Annotated in this window: 12 protein-coding genes; 8 read left to right on the top strand and 4 right to left on the bottom strand. The window is 52.4% G+C overall.

The window, feature by feature from the left end; genetic code table 11:
• The first annotated feature begins 95 nt into the window (after positions 1-95).
• Positions 96-893, top strand: a complete 798-nt coding sequence (locus N7922_RS12020; protein WP_263100732.1) for a YdcF family protein — start codon at positions 96-98, stop codon at positions 891-893.
• Between the two features lie 200 nt (positions 894-1093).
• Positions 1094-2533 carry an aldehyde dehydrogenase gene (aldA, locus tag N7922_RS12025; protein WP_263100733.1) on the top strand — a complete coding sequence of 480 codons (1440 nt, stop codon included), beginning with the start codon at positions 1094-1096 and terminating at the stop codon, positions 2531-2533.
• Positions 2534-2567: 34 nt separating this feature from the next.
• Here aldA and N7922_RS12030 read toward each other — a convergent pair whose 3' ends face one another.
• Both N7922_RS12030 and gap read right to left on the bottom strand, forming a co-directional pair.
• A complete protein-coding gene (locus N7922_RS12030; protein WP_263100734.1) occupies positions 2568-3494 on the bottom strand; it encodes an alpha/beta hydrolase in 927 nt (308 codons plus the stop codon).
• A gap of 119 nt (positions 3495-3613) precedes the next feature.
• The gene (gene gap / locus N7922_RS12035) at positions 3614-4615 is read right to left on the bottom strand and encodes a type I glyceraldehyde-3-phosphate dehydrogenase (protein ID WP_263100735.1); all 1002 of its coding nucleotides are present in this window, start codon (positions 4613-4615) and stop codon (positions 3614-3616) included.
• A 197-nt stretch (positions 4616-4812) separates the two neighbouring features.
• Here gap and cybB point away from each other — a divergent pair, with 197 nt between their 5' ends.
• Together cybB and N7922_RS12045 are read left to right on the top strand one after the other, a co-directional pair.
• Positions 4813-5343, top strand: coding sequence for a cytochrome b561 (cybB, locus tag N7922_RS12040; protein WP_263100736.1), 531 nt, complete (start codon positions 4813-4815; stop codon positions 5341-5343).
• A gap of 210 nt (positions 5344-5553) precedes the next feature.
• Positions 5554-6879, top strand: a complete 1326-nt coding sequence (locus tag N7922_RS12045) for an MFS transporter (protein ID WP_411554235.1) — start codon at positions 5554-5556, stop codon at positions 6877-6879.
• 24 nt (positions 6880-6903) lie between these two features.
• Here N7922_RS12045 and N7922_RS12050 read toward each other — a convergent pair whose 3' ends face one another.
• On the bottom strand, positions 6904-7572 hold the full coding sequence (locus N7922_RS12050; RefSeq protein ID WP_263100737.1) for a class I SAM-dependent methyltransferase: 669 nt from the start codon (positions 7570-7572) through the stop codon (positions 6904-6906).
• Between the two features lie 54 nt (positions 7573-7626).
• The gene (locus tag N7922_RS12055; RefSeq protein WP_263100738.1) at positions 7627-7968 is read right to left on the bottom strand and encodes an anti-adapter protein iraM; all 342 of its coding nucleotides are present in this window, start codon (positions 7966-7968) and stop codon (positions 7627-7629) included.
• A gap of 481 nt (positions 7969-8449) precedes the next feature.
• On the opposite strand from N7922_RS12055, the gene N7922_RS12060 reads away from it, so the two are divergent.
• The 4 genes from N7922_RS12060 (at position 8450) to N7922_RS12075 (ending at position 20878) form a co-directional block, all read left to right on the top strand.
• Positions 8450-13033, top strand: coding sequence for a PAS domain S-box protein (locus N7922_RS12060; RefSeq protein ID WP_263100739.1), 4584 nt, complete (start codon positions 8450-8452; stop codon positions 13031-13033).
• Complete coding sequence (locus N7922_RS12065) at positions 13014-13961, top strand: diguanylate cyclase domain-containing protein (RefSeq protein WP_263100740.1); 948 nt, start codon at positions 13014-13016, stop codon at positions 13959-13961. Before N7922_RS12060 ends, N7922_RS12065 begins: the two co-directional genes overlap by 20 nt.
• A gap of 57 nt (positions 13962-14018) precedes the next feature.
• Positions 14019-14279, top strand: a complete 261-nt coding sequence (locus tag N7922_RS12070; RefSeq protein WP_263100741.1) for a hypothetical protein — start codon at positions 14019-14021, stop codon at positions 14277-14279.
• Between the two features lie 704 nt (positions 14280-14983).
• Positions 14984-20878: a DUF3320 domain-containing protein gene (locus tag N7922_RS12075; protein ID WP_263100742.1), complete on the top strand. Its 5895-nt coding sequence runs from the start codon at positions 14984-14986 to the stop codon at positions 20876-20878.
• Positions 20879-21000 lie beyond the last annotated feature (122 nt).

Here is a 21000-nt window from a genome sequence, read left to right on the forward strand (position 1 = left end):
ACGTGAACGACTACGAACAGGATTCGGAGTGATCCGCTATTCAGCTCGCGCCAGCGCGTTAGGCTGTAAAAAGATTGACGAAGGAGGTTTAGCTCATGTTGACAACGTTTCCCGCTTTGCCTGAACAGACGCTGGCGGCTGCCAATGCGTTGGGCGCGTGGCTGGCGCAGAATGATTTTGTCGGCAAACCGACACCGGTGCGGGCGGATGTGGTGATCCTCGCGGGCAACGCCGTGATTCCGACCATCGATGCCGCCTGTGCACTGGCGGCGACGCAGGGGACACCACTGCTCATCAGCGGCGGCATTGGTCACTCAACGACGTTTCTCTATTCCGCCATTGCCCGCCACCCACGCTATAACGTACTGCGTACGACCGGGCGCAGCGAGGCGGCAATTCTTGCGGACATCGCCCGGCAGTTTTGGCAACTGGATGACAAACAGATCATGGTGGAAGAAAAATCCGCCAACTGTGGTGAAAACGCGCGGTTCAGCGTGGATATGCTGATCAGCCGGGGGATGACGCCGAAGACGGCGATGGTGGTGCAAGATCCGACCATGCAACGTCGCACCATGGCGACTTTTGCCCGCGTCAGCCAGCAGTGCGCCGACGCGCCACACTGGCTGAGCTGGCCCGGTTTTACACCGCTACTGGTCAACACGGCTGAGGGTCTGACTTTCCAGCCGCGCCAGAGAGGCTTATGGTCGGTGGAACGTTATCTGTCCCTGATTCTCGGTGAAGTTCCGCGTCTGCGTGATGATGCTAATGGCTACGGGCCAACCGGGCGTGATTTCCTGGTGCATATTGATTTTCCTCAGCATATTGAAGATGCGTGGCAGGTGCTGCTGGCCGATCGTACGCTGGCTGATAGCTTATCGAACCGTTCGCTCTAAGCCTGATGCCCGTTTGCGCAGCCCTTGTCGCAAACGGGCATTCCCGTCCTTGCTAATGTAATTTTTTTGTTTCTTTTTCGTTGTTCTTTTATGAGTTCTCTCACAAAAGTTCGCTTCCTGTCTGGGAAATGCCGTGTACGGATATAGATTTTTAACAGCGAGTTCACTTGTTAAAAACAATGTCATTACAGGAGCGAGTCATGACAGCACCGGTACAACACCCTATGTTTATCGATGGTCAATTTGTAAGCTGGCAGGGCGACAAATGGCTGGATGTCGTTAACCCGGCGACGGAAGAGATCCTGGCGCGCATTCCCGATGGCAGGGCGGAAGACGCCCGCAGGGCGATAGACGCGGCTGAACGCGCACAGCCCGCCTGGGAAGCGCTTCCCGCCATCGAACGTGCAGGCTGGTTGCGCAAGATTGCCGCCGGCATTCGCGAAAAAGTCAGTGAAATCAGTGCGCTTATCGTTGCGGAAGGCGGAAAAATTCAGCAACTGGCGGAAGTGGAAGTCTCATTCACCGCCGATTACATCGACTATATGGCCGAGTGGGCGCGGCGCTACGAAGGTGAGATCCTGCAAAGCGATCGTCCTGGCGAAAATATCTTTGTTTTCAAACGCCCGCTGGGCGTCACGACCGGTATTCTGCCGTGGAACTTCCCGTTCTTTCTGATTGCCCGCAAAATGGCGCCTGCACTGATCACCGGCAATACCATCGTCATTAAACCCAGCGAATTCACGCCGAATAACGCCATCGCCTTCGCGAAAATCGTTCACGATGTTGGGCTACCGAAAGGCGTTTTTAACCTGGTGCTTGGCCGCGGGGAAATCGTCGGCCAGGAGCTGGCGGGTAACCCGAAAGTGGCGATGGTCAGTATGACCGGCAGTGTCGGAGCGGGTGAGAAGATCATGGCTGCGGCGGCGAAAAACATCACCAAAGTGTGCCTGGAACTGGGCGGCAAAGCCCCGGCGATTGTGATGGACGATGCCGACCTGGAGCTGGCGGTCAAAGCCATTGTCGATTCCCGCGTTATTAATACCGGACAAGTGTGTAACTGCGCGGAGCGTGTTTATGTCCAGCGCGGCATTTATGACCGCTTTGTCAATCGTCTTGGCGAAGCCATGAAGGCCGTGCAGTTTGGCGACCCGTCTCAGCGCAACGACATTGCGATGGGGCCGCTTATCAACGCGGCTGCGCTGGAACGCGTGGAACAGAAGGTGGCGCGCGCGGTGTCCGAAGGCGCGCGGGTTGCGCTCGGCGGCAAACCTGTTGTCGGGAAAGGCTATTTCTACCCGCCAACGCTGCTGCTGGATGTGCGCCAGGAGATGGCGATCATGCACGAAGAGACATTTGGCCCGGTGCTGCCGGTCGTGGCATTTAACACGCTGGATGAAGCACTGGCGATGGCCAACGACAGTGATTATGGTCTGACATCATCGGTCTATACCCGGGATCTGAATACCGCGATGAAAGCGGTGCGCGGGCTGAAATTCGGTGAGACCTATATCAACCGCGAAAACTTCGAAGCGATGCAGGGCTTCCATGCTGGCTGGCGCAAGTCCGGGATCGGCGGAGCGGACGGCCGCCACGGCCTGAACGAATACCTGCAAACCCAGATGGTCTATCTGCAATCCTGATAAACGCCGCCCCTGACGCGTGCGGGGGCGCGTTTCACACTTTGGTGGCGATCCACCCCATCATCAGCTCCGGCCAAATGGCGACCGGCAACCCCAGCGCATCGCGAATACCGAAACCGTGCGCACCCTGTTCGAACAGGTGCATCTCCACCGGCACGCCGAGGCGGCGCAGGGCGGTAAACATCACCACGCTGTTTTCCACTTTCACCGTGGGATCATCAACCGCATGCAGTAAAAACGTCGGCGGTGTGTGTTCATCTGCCATTTGTTCTGCGGAATAACGACGAATTTGATCGGCCGTTGGCGTCTCGCCGATAAGCTGCTGGCGGGACTGCGGGTGATCAATCGCCTCTTGCATGGTGATCACCGGGTAGACCAGTGCCATAAACGCCGGGCGGGCGCTTTGCTGATCAATAGCGTCAAGCGGTGCGTAAACGGATTCGTTATAACGCGTGCCCAGGCTTGCGGCGGCGTGGCCCCCGGCAGAAAACCCCATCACGCCAATGCGCTCAGGATCAATATGCCAGGTGCTGGCATTGGCGCGAAGTGTGCGCATGGCTCGCTGGACATCCGCCAACGGCGCATCGGCGCCTTCCGCGTGCCCGTCTCCCGGCAGGCGATACGTCATCACAAATAGGGTATAGCCTTTGGCGTTAAAACAGGATGCCAGTGCGCTGCCTTCTTTATCCAGCACCACCCGGCGGTAGGAGCCGCCTGGCGTCACCAGAATTCCCACGCCATTCGGGTTTTGCGGGGCATAAACGGTGATCTCCGGGGCGCGTACGCCGGTCACTGAACGATCAAATCGGGACGGGCCGGTGTGATGTTCTTCCAGTTGAAAACGCACCGTACTTACCTGCGCGCCGGGTGCTTCTCCCTGCGGCCAGACGGGGAAGGTACTGGCATGCTGAACGGCGACATCCATCAGCGTTAGCAGATCTTCCCGACTCATATTTCTCACACCTGTGCTCCTTTTACATCGCATCTGCTGTATAGCATAGGCGGATTGTGAGCGGGTTGGGGGACGGCGAGATCAAAGAGAAGCCGGGTAGCGGTAAACTTACCCGGCGGTGTTGCGGATCAGAGCGTACGGTATTTTTCCAGTACGCGCACAAGCTGGGTAACGAAGCCGTATTCGTTATCGTACCAGGAGACGGTTTTCACCAGTTGCAGGTCGCCCACTTCGGTAATTTCCGTCTGCGTGGCGTCAAAAACCGAACCGAAATGGCTGCCAATCACATCGGACGACACGATCTCTTCATCGGTGTAGCCAAATGATTCGTTACCGGCAGTGGCGTTTTTCAGCGCGGCGTGGATCTCATCCACGGTCACTTTCTTCTCGAGTACCGACACCAGCTCTGTGACCGAGCCGGTTTTCACCGGGACGCGCTGAGCATGACCTTTCAGTTTGCCACTGAGCGCCGGGATCACCAGCCCAATGGCTTTGGCCGCGCCGGTAGTGTGCGGAATAATATTTTCCGCCGCCGCCCGCGATGCGCGCAGATCTTTGCCGCGTGGTCCATCGACCAGCGCCTGTGTACCGGTATAGGCGTGAATGGTGGTCATGGTGCCAGCTTTAATACCGAAATTGTCATGCAGGGCTTTTGCCATTGGCGCCAGGCAGTTAGTGGTGCAGGAGGCGACGGAAATAATGGTGTCCTGAGCGTTGATCGTGTCGTCGTTGACGTTATAGACAACGGTTTTCATGTCGCCTGCCGGGGCCGAAATCAGCACTTTTTGGGCGCCAGCATCGAGGTGTGCTTGCGATTTTTCCGCGGAGGTATAGAAGCCGGTGCATTCAACAATGATCTCTGCGCCCGCGCTTCGCCACGGGATATGCTTTGCGTCTTTTTCGGCGTAAACAGTGATGGTTTTGCCGTTGACGATCAGCGCGTCTTCGCTGAAGTCAACGCTCCAGTTAAACGGGCCGTAATTAGAGTCATGCTTTAAGAGATAGGCGAGCACTTTCGGTGAAGTCAGATCGTTGATCGCGACCACTTCTGCGCTGCTGTTGGTTTCCAGCAGGCGACGTAAGACCAGACGACCGATACGACCAAACCCATTGATGCCAATTTTACTCATGATTTTCTCCCTCAGGATTGAATGAATCACAGCATTGCACTCGTCCAGTGATAGCCTGGGGAGGGGGTTTGGGCAACCGAATCACATTCATGTAATGATAAGTGATTGAAAATTGATACAGTAAAGTTAATGAATTTTTAAGAAAAGCCCGGTATGTTGAACGCCGGTCCGTTCTCCGTTCGTTGTGGGGTGTCGTTATGCGTAACAACTATTCCGGCTTACAAATCGCTATTCACTGGCTGGTATTTCTGCTGGTGGTGGCTGCTTATTGCGCCATGGAGTTTCGCGGTTTTGCGCCGCGCAGTTATCGCCCGGTGTTTAATATGGTGCATGTCTCCTGCGGCATTTCTATTCTGGTGCTGATGGTTGCGCGGCTGCTGGTGCGGCTGAAAAACCCGGCACCGCCGATTGTGCCAAAACCGTCCGGGATGATGACCGGACTGGCGCACCTTGGCCATCTGGTGATTTATCTGCTGTTTATCGCCTTGCCGGTGATTGGCCTGCTGATGATGTACAACCGCGGTGGTCCGTGGATGGCGTTCGGTATCGCGATGCCGTATGCGGCTGAAGCCAATTTCGATCTGGTGGATACGCTAAAAGGGCTCCATGAATTGCTGGCGAATCTGGGCTATTTTGTGATTGGCCTGCACGCGGCGGCTGCGCTGGCGCACCATTACATTTTTAAAGACAACACGCTGCTGCGAATGATGCCGAAAAAACAGGCGTAACGCGTCGCGGCACGACAAACCCGATCTCTGAGCCCCGTTCTACTGCGGGGCTTTTTATTTTCCCGACGGCAAAAATGTGATCCTCTCTGGTTTTTACGGCGGAAAAGCCGGGGGTAATCACATTTTGCGCCATCTGTGCTGTGCTGAATTCGTACAAGCGGTGTAGATAGTATATCTATTATAGAAACACTATCGTGAGTGGAGGGGGATATGACACAGCCAGTACAGGAGTCTCTCGATCGGATGGCGTCGCAGGAACAGGCCTCCGGTAGCCGTAAATTGCGTAAAGTGCTGCTTGCCACCGGCATTGGTCATTTTGTTGAGTGGTTCGACTTCGGTTTGTACGGCACGCTGGCCGCGATTATCGGTCTGCAATTCTTTCAGGCGGGTAACCCGAGTGTGGCGTTGCTCTCTTCCTTTGCGGTCTTTGGCGCCGGTTTTGTGATGCGCCCGCTGGGCGGGCTGTTCTTCGGGTCTCTGGGCGATCGCAAAGGGCGGCAAAAAGTGCTGGCGACCGTGATTCTGCTTACCTCCGGCGCAACGTTCGTAATGGGGTTATTGCCAACCTATCATCAGATTGGCATCACGGCGACGGTGCTGCTGGTGATCACCCGTCTGGTTCAGGGGTTTGCTGCCGGTGGCGAAAGTTCGGGGGCGACAACCTACCTGGCGGAATACGCTCCGATGGAGTGTCGTGGTTATTTTACCTGCTGGATCGATAACTTCGGTTTTATGGCCTTTGTTGCCGGTTCTGGGTTGGTGTTTCTGCTGACCGCAACGCTGGGTGAAAGCATCATGAATGACTGGGGCTGGCGCATTCCCTTTTTGATCGCCGGGCCGCTGGGCTGGGTTGGGCTCTATTTACGAAAACACCTCGAAGATTCGCCGGAATTTATTGATGCCATGAAGAACGGGCAAACGGAGACCGCGCCGCTGCGCAAAGCTGTCACCACGGCATGGGCGGCATTGCTGTTTTGCGTCGGTTTTGTGGTTATCAAGGCGGTCGGGCACTGGACGCTGCAAACCTTTATGCCGAGTTATCTCTCCACCGAGTTGCACTTCTCCAAACTGAACGCCTACGCCATTACCACCATCGGGCTGTTTTCCGTTGCGGTGCTGGTGCCGTTTATGGGCTATCTGTCGGATAAATACGGGCGTAAGCCGCTGATGCTGACCGGCTGCGCCGGGTTCATTTTGCTGAGTTATCCGGCGATGATGGTGATGGCGAACGGCGATGTGCTCTCGGCGGTGCTGGCAATGGTGATGCTGGGCGCTTTTATTGCGGCGTTCGACGGTGCTTGCACAGCGGCGATGGCCGAACTGTTCCCGACCAGCATTCGCTATGGCGGTCTGTCGATTGCCTATAACTTTGCGGTGGCGTTTTTTGGCGGCATCACGCCGTGGTTCTCCGTGTGGCTGATCACCCGCACGGGCGACAAATTCTCACCCGCCTACTATGTGATGGGCGCGGCATTGATCACCTTCCTGACGGTCCTGCGCGCGCGTGAAACCGCCGGTAAACCGCTCAAACGCTAACCTGAATGCCAGCCCGGTGGGGTATTACCGGGCTACAACACACAGCGTGGCATGATCCCACCAGGGATTATGCGTCACCTGCTGGTGTTGAATAATAAAACCTTGCCCGAGGATCTCTTGCCGTAGTAATGGCAGCGGTAATAACGTGCGCCAGGGTTGACCATCGCGATAAAGCACATACTCTGCCGCGTCGTAGTGCTGGCGATCTTCTTCTTGTCGCGCTTCTCCGCACATGCTGCTCAGCACAAAGCGGCCATCAGCCGCAAGCAGGCGTTTAATTTCATGCCAGGCCTGCTTGCGCTTGTTTCCCGTCAGGCAGTGCATGCAACTCCCGTCAAAAATCAACGCAAATTGGCGCTCACACAGGTGATTGAGATGGCAAACATCGGCTGTCTGAAAGTCGCCGCTGAGTCGTTGCCGGGAAAAATTCTCCTGCGCCCAGCGGATCGCGGTAGGGGAAATGTCCACGCCGCTTACCTGATAGCCCTCTCTGGCAAACCACAATGACGCCATGGAGCCGTTACCGCAGCCGAGTTCAAGGATTCGGCTGCCCGGTGCGGGTAACAGCGCTGCGTTCTTCAATGCTGCCAGGTTTTTATTCAGGTTATGCCATGCTCGCGGGTAACCGCTGCCGGTCCAGGCCGGTTCGCTGCTGGCGTATAACCGCTGATATATCTGTTCGTAAGTATCCATCTTATTGCGCTATTTAATGGAAACGGAGTTGATAAATATACGCGCAATATTAACTCAGGAAATCATTTTTATCCCGTAAGGGCAGAGTTCAAATAAACATTGCTGTTGCTGGTCACAATTTCTTAAAGAAATATTATCATTGCCCGGGCAGTTGCAACTGTTTCTTATCGTTCGCCAGACAGAAGGAAAAAAGGGCATAGTATGGACAATGTTAAAGTTTTGCGGTTTCCCATCGACAATAACGCCTCGGGTATCTGTTTGTAACTTGTTGTTTGGGCGTAAGAAATACCCACCCTTATACCATATAATAACAGACAGCTCCGGCGTATTTCGCGCCAGCGCAAAGGCCGTGCCGGTGGTGGGGGATACCAACATATCCGTAATATTCCAGTGCATAAATCCTCCTTGTTCTGAACATATTTCCTGTGAGAAAAATCCTAACAAATAAGAAGGAGTACGCCTATGGCTAATAACTATATTTAATATCTCTGTGTAAAACATAAAGAAATTTTCAAAAGTTTACTGAGCGATTTTTTATATCAATCGGTGTCGGGTTCAGGCTCGTCAACCTGACCAGGGAAACGTCTTACCATTTTGAGTGCTTTGGTGGGGGGAGGTAGGGTGCGACTAAAGGTTTGAAAAATTACTGGCAATCCAAAGAGTGTTGCTATTATTAATTTTGTTACCACTCGCAAAACCCCGAAAAGGCTGGTGCTACAGTCCGTTCCGTACACGGTCAGTTTTTTATGTATGGCGCTGAATAAACAGCAAATTAATTCTCGTTCAAATAGCGCTTAAGTAAAATCTGAAGCGGTGAGAATGATCGCGGCGAGGCAGCAGAAGGGTTGTTCGGTTCTGGCGATAAATGATTTAAGTAATGGTAAACAACGTTAACGTTACCATCGGTATTTCTGGTGTGCAAAGACCCACCAGAGAATATATTCCGGGACACGGTATGCAGCCATCGGGAAATAACTATCAGATTCAAGAAAAGCTCCGCCCGCAACTGGCAACGATAATCACCCTGGTGGCAGGGTTGCTGCTTACGCTGGTGGCTGTTGTTGTGGTTCACCGACTGAATGTACAGCATATCCGGCAGGCAGTTATCAAAAATGCAGAGCCGCAATTCAACGAGTTGATAGAAAGAGTCAACCGATACCGGTATGGCCTTTACGAAGCCCGCACGGCAGTACTCAGCAGCGGTGGCCGCGAAGTCACGGATCAGGGCTTTGTCGGTTTTGCCCAATCGCTGAATCTGAGTAAAGACTTCCCGGGGGCAAGAGGCTTTGGGTTTATTCGCCGGGTGCCTCACCAGAAGCTTGCTGATTATCTTGCTGAAGAACGCGTAGAAGGCCGCCCTGATTTTCGGATCTCCTACATCGGGCTGAACCAGCACGAACATTACATTATTGAATATATGGAGCCTGCTACCGTCAGCAGTAACGCCAATATTGTTGGCCTGGATATTGCGTCGGAATATATGCGCAAGCTGGCGGCGGATAACGCCATGCTGAGCGGCGACGCCGTTATCACCTCACCCTTGACCCTGAAATATTCTTCCCCCCAGGAGCCGGATGCTTTCTTTATTCTACTGCCCATTTATGACGGGGCAAAAACGCCTGCCACTGCCATGGAAAAAATGCAACTCGGCTTCGGCTGGGCTTTTGCGCCATTGAATGTGCATGAAATTCTCGCGGGCTCCGGCATCCGTAATGACCAGCTCATTTTGTCGCTGCAGGATGCGACCAATCCGCAGGACGTTGAGGAGTTCTACCGCAACAGCAGTGAGCAGGGACTCTATCCCTACAGCAAAGATATTCCGGTGCTGGGCAGGATCTGGCGTTTTACATTGACCGTGACACCCGCCTGGGTCGCCGGGCTTAACCTGGTTTCCCCGGTGTGGATCGCGCTATTGGGCGGCGGTATGACGGTGATCCTCGCCATGCTGGTCAATATTGCCGTCTCGCGCAATGCCGATCGTAAACGGCTGCTCATTGAGCAAAACAAACTTACGCTGATTGTGGAAAGCTCCGTTGATGCGATTATCGGGAAGGACACCACCGGAACGGTGATCAGCTGGAATAAGGGGGCCGAACGCATGTTTGGCTATACCCGCCAGGAAGCCATCGGGCAGAAGATGGTGGACCTGATCATCCCCGCGCGGCTGAAAGAGGAAGAGAATCAGATCCTGCAACGGGTGATGTCCGGGCAGGCTATCGAAAGTCTGGAGACGGTGCGCCATCGCAAAGATGGCTCAGAGCTGACTGTCGCCACAACTATCGCGCCGATCTGTTCTGTGGACGGTAAAGTCATTGGTGCATCGAAAAGTGTGCGCGACATTTCACTGCAGAAGGAAGCCGAGCAGCGCATCCGCGACCTTAATCTCCATCTGGAGCAGCAGGTCAGGCAACGTACTGAAGAGCTGGCCACCGTCAACGCGATGCTCAGCACGGTGTTATCCGCCACCTATGAATTTATGATCATCGCCACCGATCTGGATGGCACCATCCGTCTGTTTAACCGTGGCGCGGAGCAGATGCTGGGCTACCGCGAGGCGGATCTGGTGGGGAAAGCCACGCCGGAAATGCTGCATGTGCCGGAAGAAACCCTTGCGCGGGGTAAACAACTCAGCGAGCAATATAATGAGGACATTCAAGGGTTTGATGTCTTTATTTACCATGCGCGCAATGGTCGTCCGGAACACTTTGAGTGGACCTATCAGCACAAGGATGGCACGCGTTTCCCTGTCAATCTGGTGGTCACGGCGATGCGCGATGCCAACGGCGCAATTATCGGTTATCTCGGTATTGCGGCGGATATTACGCAACAGCGCCAGGCCCAGCAGGCGCTGGAGGCCGCGCGCGATCAGTTATTGTCGACCACGCAAACCCTGCTGATTGCTTCGAAAACGGCGGAGCTGGGCATCTGGAGCTGGAATATCGCCACCGATGCGCTGGAGTGGAACGACAAGATGTATGAGCTCTATGACCTGCCGCCTTCGCTGGCGGAAACCGGGCTGACGTTCCAGCACTGGGTTTCGCGTATCCATCCGGAAGATGTCGACATTGCGGTCAATGATCTGCGCCGTTCCATCGTCACGCATGATGAGTATCTTCCGACATTTCGCATTCTGCGCGGTGATAACTCGCAGCACTTTATTCAGGCTGCCGCCAACATTGAATACGACAGCAACGGCCAGCCGATTCGCGTCACCGGGATAAATCAGGACATTACGGAAGATCGCTTACTGAAATTGCATTTGATTGAAGCCAAAGAACAGGCCGATGCGGCGAATGCCGCGAAATCCCTGTTCCTTGCCAATATGAGTCATGAAATCCGTACGCCGATGAATGCCGTGTTGGGAATGCTGCAACTGCTGCTGAAAACCGGGCTCACGCAAAAACAGCATGATTTCGCCTTCAAGGCGCATGTCGCTGCAACGTCGCTCCTCAGCTTGCTGAATGATGTGCTGGATTACTCAAAAATTGATGCCGGTAAACTGGAACTGGATCTGAATCCGCTCGATCTGCATGGCCTGATGCAGCAACTGGCGATCATTCTTTCCGGTAATTTGCGTAATAAATCCGTGGAGTTGTTGTTCGATCTCGATAATTCGCTGCCGCCGAACATCATTGGCGATGCACAGCGATTGCAGCAAATCCTGATCAACCTGGTCAGCAATGCGATTAAATTTACCGAGAAAGGGGAAGTGGTTGTACAAACCCGCCTGCTGGCGCTATCTGAGCAGAGTGTTGATGTGCGCATCAGCGTGTCTGACACCGGCATTGGCATCAGCGAAGCGCAGCAGAAACGGATATTTGATGTGTTTACGCAGGCCGAAACCTCGACCTCTCGGCGCTATGGCGGTACCGGGCTGGGGCTCGTCATTAGCCGTCGTCTGGTTGAGCAAATGGGCGGTGTACTCACCGTAGACAGTGAGCTGGGGCGTGGCAGTACCTTTGCCTTTGAACTGCATTTCCCGCGTGATACCCGTGTGAGCTGGCAACCTCTGCACGTTAGCGGCGACACGCCGCGCGTACTGGTGGTGGATGATAACCTGATTGCCAGAACGCTGATTGAGGACACGCTGCGCGCAATGCATGTTCAGGTCGACAGCACGCCCAGCGCTGCCGAGGCGATTCGAAAAGTGAAAGCCGCCTCCGATGCCGGTACGCCTTACGATACCGTGCTGCTGGACTGGATCATGCCCGAGATGGACGGCATTGCGCTGGCGGAACATATTCGCCATGACATGCAGTTGCCGCACATGCCATCGCTGATTTTACTCAGTGCGGCGCACCATGAAGATCTGCCGGATACCGGCGTGCACTCACCGCTGGATAAAGTCCTGTCGAAACCCATAACCCCGCAGCAACTGCTGGAAGCGATAAGCACTGTCTCTGCCGGCGATAAATCGCATACGAACTCTGACCCGGTCGCGAGTCGTATGCTGGCCGGTTTGTCTTTGCTGGTGGTGGAGGATAACGCGTTTAACCAGACGGTGGTCAGAGAGCTGCTGCTTAGCGAAGGGGCGCACGTGACGATTGCTTCCGGGGGCGAAGAGGGGGTCAATATGGTGATCCAGGGTCAACAGAGCTTCGATATGGTGCTGATGGATCTGCAAATGCCGGACATCGATGGCTTTGAGGCCACCCGCAGGATACGCGCCAATCCGGCTTTTGCAACGCTGCCGATTGTGGCGATGACGGCGAACGTGAGCGAATCAGATAAACAGAATTGCCTCGCCGCTGGCATGAACGGGCATATCAGTAAGCCTCTGGTGTTCCAGGATGTAATTGCTGTGATCCTGCAAATTAGCGGGCGACAGGCCCACGCCGTCGAGGCTCCCGCCGATACAAAACCACCGTCGGATCAACTGTTACAGCGTTTTGGCGGAAACCTGATCATTTATCAAAAATTACTGCGCGCATTTATGCCATCGTTTTCGGAGCTGGTGACCGCCTTACGGGAGGCGCGCCGTGAGGAAGACTGGCCAGCCGCGATGATGGCACTGCATACGCTGAAGGGAACCACCGGCTCTGTCGGGCTGGATAATCTCTATCACTATATTGTTAACAGCGAGTCAGCATTAAAAACCGCCAGTGAGCAGGATAAAGCCCGACAACTGGATGAGGTACTGGCGCAGATAGAGGCCCTGGCGCAGGAAGAGCATCGCAACATCAGTGAGTTATTGGCGAGCATGGCGCCGACCCCGGATGTACCGGAACTTACTCAGATTGAACTCGGTGGGTTGATAGATGAACTGGCGCAGAGTCTTAACAGCAGCAATATGAAGGCCGTCGATCAGGCAGAGCAACTCGCCTGGCAACTGAGTCAGAACCCGGCATGGCAGTCATTCGCGGAGGCGCTTGTTCAGGCGACCGAAAATCTCGACTTTAACAGGGCGAAGCAGGTGCTGGAGCAGATTAAGGAGGTGCGGGATGTGGAAAAAAATGCTTGAGGAGCTGAACCAGCAAGGCATTAAGCCTCGTGTGCTGATCGTTGATGACCAGCCTATCAACATTCGCCTGTTAAACGACGTCTTTACTGAGCAGTTTGATGTGCTGATGGCGACAAACGGTGAGAAGGCGCTGGAGCTGGCAAAAGAGCAGCAACCCGATCTGATCCTGCTGGATATTATTATGCCGGTGATGGACGGTTACGAAGTCTGCCGACGCCTGAAGGCCGATCCCCTGACTGAGTTTATCCCGGTGATTTTTGTGACCGCAGAGACTGAAGCCGACGTTGAAGCGTATGGCTTCGAAATTGGCGCTGTGGATTTTATCTCTAAACCGATTAACCCGGCGGTGGTGCAGGCCAGAGCCATTACCCATCTGACGCTCAAGCTGTATATGGACAATATGCGCAATATTGCCTGGCTTGATGGCCTGACGAGCTTGCTCAATCGCCGCCGGTTCGATGAGTTGCTCACCAAAAACTGGCTGCTCTGCCGCCGGGAACAGCGTCCCATTGCGCTGCTGATGATGGATGTCGATTTTTTCAAACGCTATAACGATCATTACGGGCATTTGGCCGGGGATGACTGCCTGCGAACTATTGCGTCCACACTCAAAGCCACGCTTCATCGCCCGGCGGATTTGGCATTTCGCTATGGTGGCGAGGAGTTTGCCTGTTTGTTGCCGTTCACGGATGAGAGCGGCGCGGTCTTCTGCGCAAACGCCATACTGGACGCGTTAAAAGCGCTGGAGCTACCTCATGCCACGTCTGATATCGACCCGTTTGTCACCCTGAGCATCGGTATTGCATGGACTATCCCCACACAAGCCGGTAGCTGGACCCAATTGCTGCACGACGCTGACACGGCGCTTTATCAAAGCAAATCCGCCGGACGTAACCGGGTATCGAGCGTTCATACAACGGATGGGTGAGCGGCTGAAAGGCGCAGACAGCACCACCTAATGATAACGATGGAATAAGAGACAAAAATGAATAAATACGTTTTTTATGCAAATGATATCGCGATTAACGTTTACGCCAAGGACAGCGTGACGCCTGAAATTAAAAGCAAGCTGAAAGCGGACGGTTTTTATAAGCTACCTTTTGACACCACGGCAGAAAATGAATCCATCGCGACGGATAAGATGATCACGCACTTTAAGGAAAATCTTCAGGCCCTTGAGGAGTTCGCAAAGGATTACGCCATATCGTCGACGATATTTGCCACTATTTATGCGTTATCCTCGTAAAAGGCATATTTATGTTTAGAACGGAAAAGAGCGGGGGGCTACTGGTCATATGGTTCAACGAAAGAGAATCGCCGCTGAGGCTACGGAGAACAGTGAGTTCTCAGAGAATGGGGGGAATATCAGGAGAGTATGAGTGCCCTCAAGAAGAGGGCAATTGGGTTACACCGGTTAACGCTGTGTATTACCCAAAAACACAGTGACGAGAACTGTGATGTGGGGAGGGCTGCTGAGTGCCAGGAGCGGACATCAGGAACGCTATGGCTCGTTAGATCAGATATTTAAAAGCACATGGCCCGCCTGGATGGGATACTTACATCATCACACACTGACAAAATAGGTCGTAGAGAAAATACTCCAATAATATTTAACCATTTGTTTTTTAATTAATATATTCTTATCTGGAAAGATTAATCGCATTATCCTGCCAATAACTGGCCTATAGATGCTGGAACAATCCACCATCTTATTGCTGCAATAAATAGCGCTAATAGATCGTTGTGAACTGCTGGTAAATCCCAAGTTTCATGTAGCTTAGGTGGCTTGTATCCTTTATCGTATAAAACATTAAGACAATTCTTAAGACTATATATCATGTCGACGATAAGTTGGCCTGATAACCCTATTAGGCAGGATTTGTGTTCACCCGGGCTCCTCCATCAATAAACATGGCCTGAGTGATATATTCTCATTGGAGACGGAATTTTATGAGTATTAAGGCATATGTCAGTGTCGCCCATAAGCTGGGATTCACTTCGCACCAAAATGCGGTTCCCCTGTTACGTGAACTGGTATTACATAACGAATCTGACCAAACGTACCAAGATTTAACTCTGCATTTGCAGACAACACCTGCGGTGCTGGAAGCGAAACAGTGGAAAATTGATCGCTTGCTTCCTCGCTCCTCACTCGATATTCGTGATCGCGATTTTAAGCTCGATGCAAAATGGCTGGCTGAGTTGACTGAAAGCGTGGTTTGCGAAATTACGCTGTGTTTACGTCAGGGAGAGGATGAACTTTTTACTTTTTATTACCCGCTTGAAGCCTTGGCAAAAAATGAATGGGGTGGCGATGCGATGGTTGAATTGTTGCCGTCTTTCATCACACCTAACGACCCTGCGATTGATTGCCTGCTCAAAGCCACGTCGGATGTTCTTCGCAGTGCAGGGAAAAGAGAAGCCTTGGATGGCTACGAAAGTAAATCCAGAACCCGGGTCTGGGAGATAGCCTCTGCCCTCTGGACTGCCATCTGCAACATCAATATTAGCTACGCTCTTCCCCCTGCCAGCTTCGAACACAACGGCCAGAAGATTCGTACACCCGGGGCCATCATGGAGGCAAGGGTTGCCACATGTCTGGATACCACACTCTTATTTGCATCCGCACTCGAACAACTCGGTCTGAACCCGCTGGTTTTTTTAACGGAAGGTCATGCTTTAGTCGGCCTATGGTTGCAACCGCAAGAGTTTGCGCAACTCGTCACCGAAGATGTCTCCGCCGTACGTAAGCGAATCGATTTAAAAGAGATGGTCGTATTTGAAACGACGCTGGCAACACAAGCGCACCCAGCATCGTTTACTCAGGCTTCCGTAGAGGCACTCCAGCATCTGACAGAGAAAAAATTCTACGCCGCTATAGATGTACGACGCGCGCGAATGCAAAAAATCCGCCCGTTGGTGCTGGGAACATTGGGTACGACAGCGCAGGCCGCTGATACGGAACAGATCATTTCTCATGGATTTGAAGATGCGCCGCAACTGCCTTCATTTGATATTGAGATCGACATAGCTGATGAAAAAGGAGCAACCAGCCGGCTGGTCCAGTGGCAACGAAAATTGTTAGATTTAACAACCCGGAACCGCCTATTGCATCTGCCGGAAAGTGCGAAAGGCATCAGATTGGTATGTTCTAACCCCGGGCTGCTTGAAGATAAACTTGCGGAAGGCAAGCGTCTGCGTATCGTCTCTTTGCCGAATCTCGAAATGGGCGGTCGGGATGTAGAATTATACCAGCAACAGACGCATGAAAACTTACGTGATGAGTATGCACAAAACGCGCTGGAACGTGGTGAAGTTGTCTCCCCTTTAGAACAAGAACGCCTAGAATCTTCACTAATTGACCTCTATCGTAAATCCAAAAGTGACCTCGAAGAAGGCGGCGCCAATACGCTTTTTCTGGCTGTCGGCTTCCTTAAATGGAAAAAAACTGCCGATGACCCGAAGAGTTATTTCGCGCCACTCATTCTTCTGCCCATTCAGTTGGATCGAAAAAGCGCGCTCTCTGGCGTGACAATGCGCTTGCTGGAAGAAGAACCTCGCTTCAATCTGACGCTTCTCGAGCTACTGCGTAACGATTTTGCGCTGACCATCAACGGGCTGGATGGCGAATTACCAACCGATGAAAGTGGTATTGATGTCGATGGTATATGGAATGTTATACGCCGTGCAGTCCGTGATATCCCGGGCTTCGAGGTCACTCGCGATGTCGTGATTGGTACCTTTTCGTTCGCCAAATATCTGATGTGGAAGGATCTCGTCGACCGCACACCGCAACTGATGGAAAGCCCGTTGGTCAAATATCTGATTGAGCGTGGACAGGAAAATGCCACGTTGCAAAAGAGCGGTGAAATCATAGATGTCGATGAACTGGATGACGAAATAGGAACACAGGAACTTTTTTTGCCCTTACCTGCAGACTCTTCGCAAGTTGCAGCGGTAGTGGCTTCAGCAAAAGGTCGCGATTTTGTGCTTGACGGACCGCCCGGAACAGGCAAGTCGCAAACAATAGCCAATATGATTGCGCACAACCTTGCTCTGGGCAGACGAGTGCTTTTTGTGGCAGAAAAAAAAGCTGCTCTGGATGTCGTTTACCGCAGGCTGGAAACTAAAGGACTAGGTGAGTTTTGCCTGGAATTACACTCCAGTAAAACCTCGAAGCTGGATTTTCTTAAGCAACTCGAACGCGCGTGGGACGTGCGCGACGTGCTGACTGTCCAGGAATGGGAAGAGGAAGCAAGCAAGTTACAAACTCTTCGTGACAAGCTTAACGAAGTTGTTCGTTTGCTTCATAAACGTTGGCCTAACGGCTTAACGCTACATCATGCAATGGGTCGAGTTATAAAAGATGCCAGTGTAGCAACACCGCAATTGACATGGCCGGCTGGTACACTGCATACCGCAGAACAGATGGAATATTTCAGGCAGATAGCCAGACGTCTGGAGCTTAACCGTGCTGCTTTTCAACAACACGGTGAACATTTTGCCGCCATTGCACAAACAGACTGGACGAACGGATGGCAGTCATCACTAATTGTCAGTGCAAAAAATCTGCCCGGGAAAATAGAAAACCTGGAGCAAGCGGCTGATGCGCTACTAGAGGCAAGCGGAATTGAACTGGATATCAAAGAGCCAACAAAATTGGAACAGTTGGTTGCATTTTGCGAACTCCTGACCAAAGCTGGCGGCATCGATCTCAGTTTTATGTTCACTCCCGATGCAGCAGCCCGCATTGAGGCTGCTCATACAGCAATCGCTCTGCTGCAGGAGATAACCACCACCAAAGCACGGTTGTCAGTCAACTATCCTGCGGATAACTGGCAACATGTCAACGTACCGCAAATCCAACAAGTACTAACGCAAGCTAGTAAAAAGTTCTGGTTCTTCGCCACCAGCGCGCGCAAAAAAGTTATCCACGGTGTAATGCAGCAACATGCGCTCAGTTCAGCACCAGATTTGACGGCCGATTTACCTCTTATTGGCCTGCTGCAGTCGTTGTTACAACGTCTGACGGCGATAAGTAGCGAGACTGCAACGCTACCGGGCTGGAACAGCCTGGCAACAGATTACACAAAATTAGCAGCGACACTGGCAGTTGCGGAAGAGATCCGCAGCAAAATCGGTACGTTAGCCTCTTCGCCACAACAACTAGCAGGGATTCGCACTGCAGTTAAAACCCTGGTCATTGATGCCAATGATTTGCTGGGGGCGGCCGGTGTAGTTGCAGATTTATGCCAAAACCTCCGTACTGCACTTACCGGATTTAGCGAAGCAAAGACAACCTTCTGTGGCCTGATAAAAACGCAAGAAGAAAATCCATCTATCCCCACATTGCGGAACTGTGCGTTAAACATAATGCAGAATTCATCAGCGCTGAAAGCATGGAGTGACTGGAGTCGCGTGCGGACGGAAGCCATTTCTCAGGGGCTGATGCCCATGCTGGATGCGCTTGCTCACCTTGATACCTCAGAAACGAGTGCCTCAGAGATTTTCGAAACTGCCTATTGTCGCTGGTTCGCCTCATGGGTCATTGATTCGGAACCGCTACTACATAATTTTGTTCCGGCGGAACATATGAGTGACATTGAGGCATATCGCCAGCATACCGATCGTCTGGAAAAGTTAACGGTTCGTTACATTCGTGCCCGCCTGTGTGGCATGATCCCCGCAAAAAATGAAATAGCCAAACAAGGTGGTTTTGCTTTACTGAAGCATGAACTGCAGAAATCTCGGCGTCATAAGCCTGTACGGCAAATGGCCGCAGAGATGGGCGATGCAATGTCGAAACTTGCACCCTGCATGCTTATGAGCCCTCTTTCCGTAGCGCAATTTTTGCCTTCCAGTCAGGCTTTGTTTGATTTGGTGATCTTTGATGAAGCATCACAGATATCCCCCTGGGACGCTATTGGAGCAATGGCTCGCGGTAAACAAGTTATTGTGGCTGGCGACCCACGTCAGATGCCGCCAACCAGTTTCTTCAATCGTGGGGCAAGTGATGTCGACGATGATACAGAGGAAGATATGGAAAGCATTTTGGATGAATGCCTTGCCGCCGGGTTATACAACCATAGCCTGAGCTGGCACTACCGTAGTCGCCATGAAAGTCTGATCACCTTCTCTAACCACCGCTATTATGACGGGAATCTGATCACCTTCCCTGCGTCAGAAACGCGGCAAAGCGCTGTTCAGTGGTGCAAAGTTGCCGGCGTTTATTCGAAAGGTAAAGGTCGTCACAATCAGGCCGAAGCCGAAGCCATCGTCGCAGAGACCGTAAAACGTCTCACGGATAAAAAATTTATCGCTTCAGGTAAGTCAATTGGCATTATTACCCTGAATACTGAACAACAAAAATTGATCAATGACTTGCTGGATAGAGCCCGGCAGCAACACCCTGCAATTGAGCCCTTCTTTCAGCAAGAGCTTGAAGAACCAGTGGTGGTTAAAAACCTTGAGACAGTACAGGGCGATGAGCGCGATCTGATTATGCTCGGTATTGGGTTCGGCCCTACAGAACCCGGTGCCAACACGATGTCCATGAGCTTTGGCCCACTCAATCGTGAAGGGGGCTGGCGACGCCTGAATGTTGCCGTCACGCGTGCACGTCAGGAGATGATGGTATTCACCTCATTCGACTCTTCAATGATCGACCTCAATCGAACCAGCGCACGTGCTGTCGCCGACCTTAAACATTTCATTGAATTTGCTCAACGGGGCCCGGTAGCCTTGGCACAGGCTGTTCGTGGTTCGGTTGGCGACTATGACTCACCTTTTGAAGAAGCGGTGGCTTGTGGTCTGAGAAGAAAAGGCTGGCATGTTATTCCGCAAATAGGTGTCTCCCGTTTTCGTATTGACTTGGGGATCGTTCATCCGGATAAACCGGGTGATTACCTGGTCGGCGTTGAATGTGATGGCGCAACCTACCATAGCGCAGCCACAGCCCGTGATCGTGATAAAGTTCGCAGCGCTATCCTGCAAGGACTCGGTTGGAAATTATTACGCCTCTGGTCAACAGAGTGGTGGATTGATAAAGAATGTGCGCTTGAGCGACTTGATTCGGCCATTCGCGATCTGCTTGAAGAATCCAGAGCCGCTGATGTAATGCATATGGCGGAGGCAGAGAAACCTGATGATATTAGCGATGAAGCAACTGCTATTGCAGTGTCGGATAATCTCCCCATAACTACCACCATTGTGCAGGGAGCCAACGATGAAGAGATCTCAGAACCTGTCGAAGTGATAAAGCAACCCAGTAAAAAGTCTGAAGACAACGCTAGAGCAGATACAACTGAGTCAGAGCTAAAATACGCCTCATTACCGACCCCAGGAATTACCTTACCCGCACAGGGGGCTAAATACATCGTTAATGACCTGCAAGAATGGAATAGCAGAGTTGATGCTGAACGCTTCTACATTAGCGGGTATGACGAAACCCTGAGATGGCTCATCGACTCAGTGGTGAAAGCTGAATCTCCACTGCTGGAAACAACGTTGGTGCAGCGCATTGCACGCGTCCACGGTTTCAATCGTGCTGGCAGGTTAATTCGTGAAAGGGTGATGGAGTTGGTGGATCAGCATTATCATGTTGCGACAGATCATTTTGGTGAAAATTTTGTCTGGCAGTCCACAACTCAGCAGGCAGACTGGAATACGTTCCGTTTGCCTGCGACAGAAAATGATATTCGCCAGATTGATGCTATCCCTGCAGAAGAGTTACGCGCATTGGTGCTGAATACAAAAGGCGAGAACAAAATTGCAGATATCACGCGATCATTGGGCATTAAGCGGCTAACAAGCCAAGCAAGACAAAAATTGGAGTCATTGCTCTAAGCCTGACAGGCTATTCCTGAGGTATCGACAGGAATAGCCACCATTCAATTATTCCGTCCCTTTATTTTTTCCACCAGTGCAAATTTAGCCGCCATGGTCGTAATATGATGGATATTCTAAAA

It is taken from the genome of Kosakonia sp. ML.JS2a (assembly GCF_025642095.1).
In the GTDB taxonomy this organism is placed as follows: Bacteria; Pseudomonadota; Gammaproteobacteria; order Enterobacterales; family Enterobacteriaceae.

Excerpts from the sequence above, each read along its gene's own strand:
- N7922_RS12070 (WP_263100741.1), top strand. The coding sequence starts at position 14,019 with ATGAATAAATACGTTTTTTATGCAAATGATATCGCGATTAACGTTTAC.
- N7922_RS12045 (WP_411554235.1), top strand. The coding sequence starts at position 5,554 with ATGACACAGCCAGTACAGGAGTCTCTCGATCGGATGGCGTCGCAGGAA.
- N7922_RS12055 (WP_263100738.1), bottom strand. The coding sequence starts at position 7,968 with ATGCACTGGAATATTACGGATATGTTGGTATCCCCCACCACCGGCACG.
- N7922_RS12075 (WP_263100742.1), top strand. The coding sequence starts at position 14,984 with ATGAGTATTAAGGCATATGTCAGTGTCGCCCATAAGCTGGGATTCACT.
- N7922_RS12020 (WP_263100732.1), top strand. The coding sequence starts at position 96 with ATGTTGACAACGTTTCCCGCTTTGCCTGAACAGACGCTGGCGGCTGCC.
- N7922_RS12050 (WP_263100737.1), bottom strand. The coding sequence starts at position 7,572 with ATGGATACTTACGAACAGATATATCAGCGGTTATACGCCAGCAGCGAA.
- N7922_RS12065 (WP_263100740.1), top strand. The coding sequence starts at position 13,014 with ATGTGGAAAAAAATGCTTGAGGAGCTGAACCAGCAAGGCATTAAGCCT.
- N7922_RS12060 (WP_263100739.1), top strand. The coding sequence starts at position 8,450 with ATGGTAAACAACGTTAACGTTACCATCGGTATTTCTGGTGTGCAAAGA.
- cybB (WP_263100736.1), top strand. The coding sequence starts at position 4,813 with ATGCGTAACAACTATTCCGGCTTACAAATCGCTATTCACTGGCTGGTA.
- gap (WP_263100735.1), bottom strand. The coding sequence starts at position 4,615 with ATGAGTAAAATTGGCATCAATGGGTTTGGTCGTATCGGTCGTCTGGTC.
- aldA (WP_263100733.1), top strand. The coding sequence starts at position 1,094 with ATGACAGCACCGGTACAACACCCTATGTTTATCGATGGTCAATTTGTA.